Genomic DNA, 10,686 nt, shown 5'->3' with positions numbered 1-10,686 from the left:
TGCGTTTGGTGGCGATAGCGGAGGGGTTCCACACGTACCCATCCCGAACACGACCGTTAAGCCCTCTAGCGCCGATGGTACTTGGACCGCAGGGTCCTGGGAGAGTAGGACGCCGCCAAGCAACGAAAAGGCACATTCGATTAACTTCGAGTGTGCCTTTTTTCTTATTCATCTATTATTCTTATTTTCACGTAGTTGTTTAAATTCAAATTTATTCGTTTTTAAATTTGCAAACGTGTGAAGACATTAAAGCCTCTGTACTCACCGAGAGCTGGGGTTAGCAATATAAGAACCCGCATTTGTACTCCCCTCACTCAGAGCAATATAGGCGCCAGGCATTATATTGCATTGAGCAGGGGAAGGATGAGTTATAGACTTCTTTTTAGTAGTGGGGATTGAGTTCAAGGCTATTAAGGGGTTATTACACGAATCATGTTATATACGTAACGGCTACTATTTACTGGATTACGTTTCGGATTATTGATTTGCATTTGGGTGGATCCCGATCCATCTAGCATGATGGAATTCACTGCATTCATACCTGAATATGAGCCAACAGGCGGTGAATAAATGGAAGAGAAAAATGTTGAATCTGTTATCTCAGAAAGTAAGTTCATAGAACTGCTAGCAGCTACAAGAAATAAAGATCCCCAAGCTACGGTTGAACTGCTCCAGCTGTTTAACTCAGACATTCGAAGATTAAGCCAGTTTATTTATTTGCCACCTGAAGATGCAGCATCAGAGATTATTATTGAATTTCTTGAGTTTCTTCACAGCGAGGAGTAGACCTTAGGATTAAGGGATGAATATAACCCCAGTTCAGTAGAAAATCTAGGTGGACTAACATGATTGATAATAGAGGAATAAGATCAGAGTAGACAAATTCAGAATCTAAAAAATTTATAATTTAAAAATCTCAAAACATATAAAAACAAAAAAAATTAGTGACTGGTGGGGATGAAGGATTGATAACACGCTCGTAAAACTTACGTTGTGGAATCGTAACTACCCAAAGAAGATCGTAAACGAATGTCGCGTTTATGATCTTTCTTTTTTGTTATGTGTGGAGAATTGATAATACCTTCAACGTACATGAACATAGGCGAAGTTAACTTAACCTAGTTATAGATTGATATGAATCCCCCAATCCATTATCAAGCGGGGCACCGCGTGCTGGGAGCCGCACACGGTGTCTTTTACTAATATGTGCATTATACTTCAATGCCAGGAACCGCGACTCCACAAGATTGGCGAACAACAAGCTCTGGCTCCACTTTGATGCATTGGTTGTCCATCTGCTTATTCATTAGGTCAAACAGGATCATGGCGGCCAGGCGACCGATCTTGTCGGTATCTTGCTTAACTGTAGTCAGCGGTGGATCTGTATAACGACAAGCCTCGATATCGTCACACCCTGCAATGGCAATGTCTTCAGGAATACGAAGCCCTGCTTCTTTGAAGGCGCGCATCGCGCCGAAAGCCAGAAGATCTGTAGCTGCAAATACGGCACGAGGCAGCTCACCACGAGTCAGCATTTCTTTCGCAGCCTGATAGCCGTCCTCAGCAGCATAATCCTTGCTGTACACCATCCATTCAGGCTTGGTATCAAGACTAAACTGTTTTAGTGAGCGCTTAAAGGCATCCTCACGCTGCTGCATGACGAGTGAAGCACGCTGTAGACCGATGAAGCCAATGTCCCGGTACCCGTTCATATAGAAATGCTCAACGATCTTTGGTGAGATTTTCTCGTTGTCTGACATAATGTAACAAGAGCCTTGCCCCGTTAATTCAATGTCAATACCAATGCAGGGGATCGGACTCGCATCCAGGTCGTACACACTACTTTCCACCTCATCACCTGCAATGATGATGCAGCCGTCGACTTGAAAATATTTGGATCTAGCTAAATAATCTTCGCCCTGATCAAGGAACTTTTCGTTAGAAAAAAAGAGCAGATCATAGCCGAGCAAGCCTATTTGCTTCTTAAATGTGTTAATGACTTGCACGAAGAATGGATGACTAAAATCAACATTGAGCTTGCCGGCGAACACTACACCGACAAGGTTGGATTTCTTCGTAGCCAGCGTTTTGGCAGAGGAGGAAGGCCGATACCCGTTCTCATCCATAATTTTAAGTACACGCTGACGGGTCTCTTCGCTAATATCGGAATAGTTATTGATTATTTTGGAGACTGTCGCTACAGAGACGCCGGCTATATTGGCAATCGTTTTGATATTCATTAAACATCCTCCGGCTCCTAAACTAGTTTCGGTAGATTGAGTTGTGTAAGTTTTCACTTTCCTGCCTGTATTTTATGCTACAATGCCAGCTGAGTCAACCGTTACACCTTATAAATAAGGGACAACACTCTACATATGCTTCAGGTTTATGAAATTTAGTGTCTATGTTATTCAGTGGAAACGGCAGGGCTCTAATAGAATTAGAGACTTTTTTACGAAACAGTAACGTTTTCTTTAGTATTACTACAGGGTTTGTCTTCAAAAAGTACCTCGTTAGATGGCTAAATCATATGTGATTTCGTATGTGTTTAGACGAATTTTCGAATGTTCTATTTCGGTACAACTTGAAGTATTTAATAAAAAAACCTTGATTAACAAGGGTTTCATCTACTATTTAGAAAAAAATAAAAATCCACTATTTACAAAATTTAAAGTCGCATTCATAATGAGTGAGTAATCAACGAAACTGATTTCGTTAACATTATCTCAAAATCATTGGGGGACACAGACATGTTCAGAAAACTTTTAATGATGTCATTTGTAACCGTTTTAATTTTGGTTCTTGCAGCTTGTAGCAATGCAGAGGAGACGGCAGGGGGCTCGTCAACGGATGGCGGTAAGGAGAAGGTTACACTTAAGATCATTCACTGGCAGCAAGAGAATATTAACAACTACATCAAGGAGTTCAATAAGAAATTCGAAGAAAAGTATCCTGAGGTAAAGGTTGAATACACGACGGTTCCAGCCGATGCAACATATGATCAACTGATGCAGACGCGGATGAATGCTGGTGATTCAGGGGATGCAGATATTATCCCGTTGAAATCTAGCTTTGTTGGAGCACCACAGGACTGGTCTCCAGGAGCAGCTGATCCGATGTGGAAGCAATGGATCGACGCCGGGCTGATTGCTGATCTCTCTGACCAAGCATTTGTGAAAAATTACAATGAAGTTGATGTGCAGAATGCCATGACGTACAACGATAAGGTATATGGCGTGAATATGGGTAAGGTTGCACTCACAGGTTTGTTCTACAACAAGGACTTGTTCGCTAAATATAACCTTCAAGTTCCAACAACGTGGACTGAGCTGCAAAATGTAATTAAGGTGCTTAAGGATAATGGCGTAGAGCCACTTGGCTTCGCAGGAAAAGATGTATGGCCAATTAACCTTGCGGTACAAGGACTGCAAGCTTCCATTCATGATGATCAATTGAGTTATATCAAAGGACTGTGGACAGGAGAGACCAAGCTGACCGATCCAGTACAGATCGAAGTGCTTCAGAAGTCCCAAGATCTGATGAACAGCGCCATGAACGGTTTTATGGGAATTGACTATGGCACACTGCCAACACTGTTTGCGACAGAGCGCGTTGCAATGATTGCTGATGGTACATGGGATGCAACGACGATCCAAACAGCGAATCCTAATCTGAAGTTCGGATATTTCCCTATTCCAGGTAGTGATGATGCAGCGAAAAACAAAGATTTGGCCGGTAAATATGATATGACTTGGATGGTTGTTGAGAAATCACCGAAGAAGGAATATGCACTGAAGTGGCTTGAGATGTTGTCTGAGAAACAAAACTACACGGACTTTGTCAACGCAGCAGGCTTCTTACCGACGCAACCTGACGTTGCTCTGACTAGCGAATTCATCAAAGAAATCCAGCCTTATCTCGACAACTTTAAGCTCTCATGGGATCAGCTCTTCATCAACCGTCAAAATGTAGGACAGTACATTGCTGAATCCAGTGTGCACGCGGAGCTGTTGAAGCCAGCAGGGCCGCTTAACACACCTGAGGAGCTTGCAGCAAAATCTCAGGCAGACTGGGATGCGGCAGCGCCTAAATAAAGTATATGAAGTATATAAGTTTAACTAAACTTTTTACACGATAACGGAGAGGACAGAAATAACATGAAGAAGCGGAGCTAAAAGCTTTCTGTAAGAAAGCTACTTCGAAAGCATACGCTTCGCCTCAAAGCTTTCTGAAAGAAAGCTACATCGGAAGCATACGCCATCACCGGATTTTCCCTTTGAACAAGGTAATCAAAAAAACTGGGGATAACACCGATCGGAAAGTTATTCTGTCATCGGAGTGGTGAGTGTAAACATTCTTTAATTGAACTTATATTAAACGTTGAATTAGCACATCAGGTACGGTAATTGTGTCGAATGCGCCGGAATAGCGCTCAGGGTCAATACCTTCGGGTGAGCCGGGCTGTTATCCCGGCGTTATTTGAATAGATCGTATCACCAGATGAAAGGTGTGAGTCATATGTATCCCTTTGGAAAAGGAAAAGCTCGCCTTATTCCGTACTTATTTTTGAGTATCCCCTTATTACTATATATTGTGTTTGGCTTTGGGCCATCAGTTGTCACTGTGCTATTCTCGTTCACCGATGCTACGGGGGTGCGGGGACAGTCCTGGAACTTTATCGGATTAGACAATTATGCAACGTTCTTCGGGGCTTCGAACTCCGGTGATCGGCTGGCAGCGATTGGACGGTCATTGTACTTTGCCTTTGCCGTTGTCATTATCCAAAATGCTGTCGCATTGTTCATGGCCGTGTTAATCAACAAGAAGCTACGGGGTGACAATCTGTATCGTGCAGTGTTCTTCCTGCCAGTTGTGCTAGGGGTGACGGTATCAGGTCTGATCTGGCAGCTTGTTGCCAATCCACTTGGTGGACCTGCACAGTCTGTACTGAACTTCTTCGGCACGAGTTCGAACTTTTTCGGAGATTATAACATTGCCTTTGAATTAATTATCTTTGTGCAGATATGGATGTACATGGGCTACTCGATGACGATATTCCTCGCGGGTCTGCAATCGATTCCAAGTGACCTGTACGAAGCAGGATATATGGATGGAGCTTCTGGCTGGAAGGCGTTCAAGAACATTACCTTCCCCATGATTGCACCGGCCTTTACGGTCAATATGCTGCTCTCGATCATCGGTGCACTGCAAACCTTTGACATCATCTACGTGCTCACAGGCGGTAAATTCAATACGACTACACTGGCCTTTGACGTATATGCTACAGCGTTTGGCAGTGGAACGTCGGATTACGGTTTAGCTTCCGCAGTGGCTATGATCCAATTCTTGTTTGTATTTATTATCTCGATGGTGGCCTTGTTCTATCTTCGCAGAAGAGAGGTGGAGATGTAATGAAGCAGAGCAAATGGTCTCGAATTGTCAGCTATGTCATCGTACTGCTAATGCTGGCGTTATATATTTTCCCTCTATTCTATCTATTTAACGTATCGATGAAAACGCAGACGGAATACTTGATTGATCCGGTTGCGCTTGCTCAGGGTTTCCGATTAGAGAATTTTACAGAGGCTTGGACACGGGGGAACTTCTCTCAGTACATGTGGAATAGCGTGCTCTATACGGGGCTATCAACGATGTTGACCTTGATTCTATCTATATTCGCGGCATTTCCGCTGGCAAGAAGATATGTGAAGTTCAGTACGTTCTTGTACGTTTTCTTCCTAGTCTCGATGTATCTTCCGAATCCGCTTATCCCGCAATTTTCGTTGATTAATAGTTTAGGTCTCTATAACACACAGACCGGCTACATTTTGTTGAAAACGACGGGAACGGGCATTGCTTTCCTCATGTTTGTTGGTTATATCAAATCGGTTTCGCGTGAATTGGATGAGGCGGCGGCTATGGATGGGTGTGGATATACAAGATATCTGTTCACCATTTTGGTTCCACTGATGAAACCGATTTTGGCTACAGGTGTTATTTTGACAGCCATTGGCGTGTGGAATGACATCATAGGGCCGACGATTTATTTGTCCGACCCGAGCTATCAACCCGTTACCAAGGGACTGTTCACGTTCTATGGTCAATATATGAATAACTGGCCGTTACTCGCTTGTGGTATTTTGATCGTAACGTTGCCACTTGTAGTTCTATATGTCGTGTTACAGCGCTTTATTGTAGGTGGTGCGATGGCAGGAGCCGTAAAATCGTAATCCTGGTCTTCTAGTTGATCCGAATGACTGAAGTGGTGCGAACTGATTTTAGAAAGTGATGTAATTGAAGATGATATACAGCGAAAGGGTGACCTGAATGATGAACAAGCAAGTACTACCGTTCCCAGCGGATTTTATGTGGGGAACTTCCACGTCCTCTTATCAGATTGAAGGAGCAGCTAACGAAGGTGGGCGTGTACCGTCTGTGTGGGATACATTCAGCCGTGTACCTGGTAAAGTCGTGGATGGAGATCATGGTGATATTGCGTGTGATCACTACCATCGATACCCGGAGGATATTGCGCTCATTCAAAAGCTTGGGTTCAAGCACTATCGCTTCTCCATTGCTTGGCCACGTATTATAACTGCACCTGGCGTAATCAATGAGGAAGGACTGGCGTTCTATGAGCGCCTACTGGATGAGGTCGAACAGGCAGGTCTTATTCCAATGGTTACTCTGTATCACTGGGATTTGCCACAATGGATTGAAGATAAGGGAGGCTGGACGAACCGGGCGGTGTTGGAGCATTTTCGCGAATATGCGTCGGTCGTTATGGAGCGTTTCGGACCACGAGTAGGTTGGTGGAACACCATTAATGAGCCTTATTGTGCCTCTATTCTGGGCTACGGTACGGGTGATCATGCACCTGGACACCAGAACTGGTACGAGGCATTTACGGCAGCGCATCACCTCTTACTCAGTCATGGTATTGCGATGGAGCTTCACCGGGAGAAGGGATTATCTAGTCAGATCGGTATAACACTGAACATGGAGTACGTAGATCCCGCTTCGGATGCTCCGCAAGATGTTGCCGCCGCTGCACGGCGGGATGGCTTCCTGAACCGTTGGTTCGCTGAGCCGATCTTCCATGGAAGGTATCCGCAGGATATGGTGGAATGGTACGGTGATCAGGCGCAAGGAATGGATTTTGTCCACGAGGGGGATCTCGAACGAATTCATCAGCCGGGTGATTTCCTTGGCATCAACTATTATGCACGAAGTGTAATAAAAGCAGCTTCCGACCATAGCTTGTTGCAGGCAGAGCAGGTGCTGTTCACAGAGCCAGTTACAGATATGGGCTGGGAAATCCATCCCGATTCGTTATACCGCTTATTAACGCGGGTTCAGCGTGATTTTACTCAAGGTCTACCCATCCTGATTACCGAGAACGGTGCTGCGATGAAGGATGAGCTGGAACATGGCGTCGTTAAGGATGAGAGCCGTCAACAGTATATTCAAGATCACCTGGTCGCTTGCCATCGGTTTATTCAAGAGGGCGGACAGTTGCATGGATATTATGTGTGGTCCTTTTTGGACAATTTCGAATGGGCATTTGGTTATAGCAAACGGTTTGGGATTGTCTACGTAGATTACACAACACAAGAGCGTACCCCGAAGGAGAGCGCGAAATGGATCAGTAAAGTGATTCAAGCAAATAGTCTGGAAATAAGCGAAACCGAGGCTCTTTCGAATGTAGAGACCAGGTAAAATTTGAATGTGTAGGATGGGGTCATTCAGCAACCTTTCAGTTGACTTTAAGGTGCCTTAAAGCCGCAAGAGGTATAGTGAAGTCACTATAAGGAGGCGAATGGCCTTGAACATCTCATCCACGACAAGCTCTAGCACATCGTACACATCAACATCTTCAAGCTCTACTAGCACCAGCCAGCTGGAGAAACAAAAGGCGAAACTTGAATCTGAACTGGAGAAGGTTCAATCCAGCAAGGATGATGAGAAGACGAAAGAAACGAAAACCAAGCAGCTAGAGCAGCAGATTAAGCAGATTGAGGCACAGATTAGCCAAAGCACTCAAAGTAGTGGTTCAACCGGGCAAAAGCAAGCACCACCACCGGAGGCATCTGCCAATCGAATGACAGCCTCTTCGCCGCAACAAATTGCGAATGCCACAACAGACAGCAATGGTAGGTTTGATATACGAATCTAAAGGCGTGCCTTAAGGCGATCTTCTAATGGATAGCACATCGTAATACATAGAAACAGGGTACGTCAGTCATGTCTGGCGTACCCTGTTTCATAATTCAATTAAACTGAGCCTATATCAATACATTAATTGTGGATGCTTAACTGGCTTAATCTTTCATCCAATGAACGTTTTCTATAATAGATCGTTATTGAAACGAGCACGAGCAGCTCAGATAGCGGTACAGCCAGCCAGATCCCCGTAATGCCGAAGAACGGGGGAAGCAGTGCAATCAATGCAACCATAATGATCATCTCGCGGGCAGCTGTAATCCAGATCGCCATTTTGGCATTTCCGATCGATTGAAAGTAAGTGCTCATTACAAAGTTAATCCCCATGAAGAGGTAGGCAAACGTAAATATTCTTAAGCCGTATATGGCATTATCCGTTACAGTTGAGCTGAAATTACCGAAGATTTGCACAAAGTAAGGCGCGCCGACCTGCACGATGAGTAGCAACAAAACTCCACATATCCCCGCTGTCCAGCCAGCCAAACGTACAGCCAGTTTTTCTCGATCTCTCTGCTTCGCACCATGATAATAACTGATGAGAGGCTGAGCTGCCGAGGCGAGCCCCAGAAATGCAAGCAATACAACCCCATGAATATAATTCAATACGGTAAAAGATGCGACGCCATCTGTTCCTGCAATTCGCTCTAGCGATACATTGTGGGAAACGGAGAAGACGGACATACCGAGTTCAGCTAGAAAGCTAGGGAACCCGATGAGTGCAATGGCAGACAGCAGCTTCCAGTTCCACTTGAAACGAGTGAAGGTGAGATGATTTGTTTTTTTGAAAAAGTGAGTTAGCAACACAAGTAAAGCCAGGAAAGCCGATATGATCGTCCCGAGAGCGACCCCTTGAACACCCCACTCCAGTACATATAACATCACATAATTGATGACGATATTCGCCACAGCAAAGGTAATCTGTGCATACATTGATGTATTCGGATTGCCATCATTGCGGACAAAAATACTCAGTGCATTTTCTATTGTAAATACAAAGCCAAAAAGCAGCATAATATTCATGTAATCAGCAGCATGAGGGAAGGTCTCTGCATTCGCGCCAAGGGCGTAGACCAATGCATCTTTGAAGCTAAACGCCGTAAGTCCAATCACAAGAGTCGCCAGCAAAATAATAGTGATGGATTTGGAGAAGATCTGTTTGGCCTTCAGGTGATCCTTCTCCCCCATATGTGTGGAATAAAGGGTTGCACCGCCCATACCGATCCAGAGCGACATCGCAACAAATAACGTATAGACTGGGGAAGCAATTCCGATTCCAGCTAGAGCCGTTGATCCGAGCTTATGACCTACCATAATGCCATCAATAATAAAATTGAAGCCAACGACTAACATGCCGAGAATTGAGGGCACAAGATAGCGTATAAAAGCCTGTCGTACAGTTTGTTGCTCAAGCGGGTGAGACCAGTTCGTATTCATGTTGACCTCCGTTAATATACTGAATGTTCGTTCTGTATTTAATTATACTGAACGTTCGTTCTGTATGATATCACAGGATGCGATTGTTTAGCAATTTCCTCTTTATATGCTCTACCTGTGGTAGAGTGGGGAGAGTGTGTGCTGCATATAAGGAGGCACGATGAGATGAAACAAAATAAATACGATGAACCTGAATTTTTCGCTAATTATAGTCAAATGGCTCGTTCTCAGCAGGGGTTAGAGGCGGCTGGTGAATGGCATGAGCTTCGAACGATGCTACCGGATCTGAAGGACAAAGACGTATTGGATCTTGGATGTGGATTCGGGTGGCATTGTCGGTACGCTCGTCAGCAACAAGCAAAATCTGTACTAGGCATTGATCTGTCTGAAAATATGCTGCAGCGTGCCATACAGATGACGGACGATCCCAAGATTGAGTATCGCCTTCAGGCAATTGAAGACATTGATTATGCACCTGAACAATTTGATGTGGTGATCAGTTCGTTAGCCTTGCATTATCTCCAGCGACTCGATGAAGTTTATGCCAAAATCAATACTTGTCTAAAATCCGGTGGGGCATTGGTTCTGTCCGTGGAACACCCGATCTTCACTGCTCGCGCGGAGCAGGACTGGCACTATGGGGTACAGGGTGAGATTCAGCACTGGCCAGTTGACCATTATCAGCAAGAGGGCAGACGTGTAGCGCATTTTCTAGACCAGGATGTGGTGAAATATCACCGAACCCTAGCAACTCATCTGAATGAACTGATTAATGCCGGATTCGTAATTCAGCAGGTCGCTGAATCTAAACCTTCAAGCGATATGGTAGAACAAGTTCCGGGTATGCGGGATGAGCTTCGTCGCCCGATGTTTCTCATGATTGCAGCAAGCAAGGTATAGCTGGCTTCTAGCTGATTGGCATGGCAGCATGTTCAGAATATCTGGGCATGCTATTTGGTTTATTTTGATATCGAAGGCAGCTTGAATGAATGGTTCGAGGAATAATTTAGGGAGCTGGGGAACCAACCT

Annotated in this window: 9 protein-coding genes and 1 rRNA gene; 8 read left to right on the top strand and 2 right to left on the bottom strand. The window is 44.6% G+C overall.

Annotated features, from left to right (window positions below):
* Positions 1–4 precede the first annotated feature (4 nt).
* Positions 5–121, top strand: a 5S ribosomal RNA gene (gene rrf, locus MH215_RS28740).
* Positions 122–570: 449 nt separating this feature from the next.
* Positions 571–786: a hypothetical protein gene (locus MH215_RS28735; RefSeq protein WP_239294264.1), complete on the top strand. Its 216-nt coding sequence runs from the start codon at positions 571–573 to the stop codon at positions 784–786.
* Between the two features lie 425 nt (positions 787–1,211).
* On the opposite strand, the gene MH215_RS28730 is transcribed toward MH215_RS28735, so the two are convergent.
* On the bottom strand, positions 1,212–2,240 hold the full coding sequence (locus tag MH215_RS28730; RefSeq protein ID WP_239294263.1) for a LacI family DNA-binding transcriptional regulator: 1,029 nt from the start codon (positions 2,238–2,240) through the stop codon (positions 1,212–1,214).
* Positions 2,241–2,750: 510 nt separating this feature from the next.
* Between MH215_RS28730 and MH215_RS28725 the strand changes: the two genes are divergently transcribed.
* The 5 genes from MH215_RS28725 to MH215_RS28705 all read left to right on the top strand — a co-directional run bounded on the left by MH215_RS28725 (position 2,751) and on the right by MH215_RS28705 (position 8,176).
* Positions 2,751–4,094, top strand: a complete 1,344-nt coding sequence (locus tag MH215_RS28725) for an ABC transporter substrate-binding protein (RefSeq protein ID WP_239294262.1) — start codon at positions 2,751–2,753, stop codon at positions 4,092–4,094.
* Between the two features lie 424 nt (positions 4,095–4,518).
* Positions 4,519–5,412, top strand: a complete 894-nt coding sequence (locus tag MH215_RS28720; RefSeq protein WP_056697277.1) for a carbohydrate ABC transporter permease — start codon at positions 4,519–4,521, stop codon at positions 5,410–5,412.
* Positions 5,412–6,230, top strand: a complete 819-nt coding sequence (locus tag MH215_RS28715) for a carbohydrate ABC transporter permease (protein ID WP_239294261.1) — start codon at positions 5,412–5,414, stop codon at positions 6,228–6,230. Before MH215_RS28720 ends, MH215_RS28715 begins: the two co-directional genes overlap by 1 nt.
* A 100-nt stretch (positions 6,231–6,330) precedes the next feature.
* A complete protein-coding gene (locus MH215_RS28710) occupies positions 6,331–7,719 on the top strand; it encodes a GH1 family beta-glucosidase (protein WP_239294266.1) in 1,389 nt (462 codons plus the stop codon).
* Between the two features lie 106 nt (positions 7,720–7,825).
* Positions 7,826–8,176 carry a FlxA-like family protein gene (locus MH215_RS28705; protein WP_056697273.1) on the top strand — a complete coding sequence of 117 codons (351 nt, stop codon included), beginning with the start codon at positions 7,826–7,828 and terminating at the stop codon, positions 8,174–8,176.
* 122 nt (positions 8,177–8,298) lie between these two features.
* Here the strand turns inward: MH215_RS28705 and MH215_RS28700 are convergent, their stop codons facing one another.
* Positions 8,299–9,657, bottom strand: coding sequence for an MATE family efflux transporter (locus tag MH215_RS28700; protein WP_239294260.1), 1,359 nt, complete (start codon positions 9,655–9,657; stop codon positions 8,299–8,301).
* 165 nt (positions 9,658–9,822) lie between these two features.
* Here MH215_RS28700 and MH215_RS28695 point away from each other — a divergent pair, with 165 nt between their 5' ends.
* Complete coding sequence (locus MH215_RS28695; protein ID WP_239294259.1) at positions 9,823–10,557, top strand: class I SAM-dependent methyltransferase; 735 nt, start codon at positions 9,823–9,825, stop codon at positions 10,555–10,557.
* Positions 10,558–10,686 lie beyond the last annotated feature (129 nt).

Origin of the sequence: Paenibacillus sp. ACRSA, assembly GCF_022346845.1 — a bacterium.
Lineage (GTDB): Bacteria > Bacillota > Bacilli > Paenibacillales > Paenibacillaceae > Paenibacillus.
The sequence above is the reverse complement of the archived record's forward strand: the minus strand, read 5'-3'. Positions and strand labels throughout refer to the sequence as shown.

Coding starts and splice junctions, on each gene's coding strand:
- MH215_RS28735 (WP_239294264.1), top strand. CDS start 571: ATGGAAGAGAAAAATGTTGAATCTGTTATCTCAGAAAGTAAGTTCATA.
- MH215_RS28730 (WP_239294263.1), bottom strand. CDS start 2,240: ATGAATATCAAAACGATTGCCAATATAGCCGGCGTCTCTGTAGCGACA.
- MH215_RS28725 (WP_239294262.1), top strand. CDS start 2,751: ATGTTCAGAAAACTTTTAATGATGTCATTTGTAACCGTTTTAATTTTG.
- MH215_RS28720 (WP_056697277.1), top strand. CDS start 4,519: ATGTATCCCTTTGGAAAAGGAAAAGCTCGCCTTATTCCGTACTTATTT.
- MH215_RS28715 (WP_239294261.1), top strand. CDS start 5,412: ATGAAGCAGAGCAAATGGTCTCGAATTGTCAGCTATGTCATCGTACTG.
- MH215_RS28710 (WP_239294266.1), top strand. CDS start 6,331: ATGAACAAGCAAGTACTACCGTTCCCAGCGGATTTTATGTGGGGAACT.
- MH215_RS28700 (WP_239294260.1), bottom strand. CDS start 9,657: ATGAATACGAACTGGTCTCACCCGCTTGAGCAACAAACTGTACGACAG.
- MH215_RS28695 (WP_239294259.1), top strand. CDS start 9,823: ATGAAACAAAATAAATACGATGAACCTGAATTTTTCGCTAATTATAGT.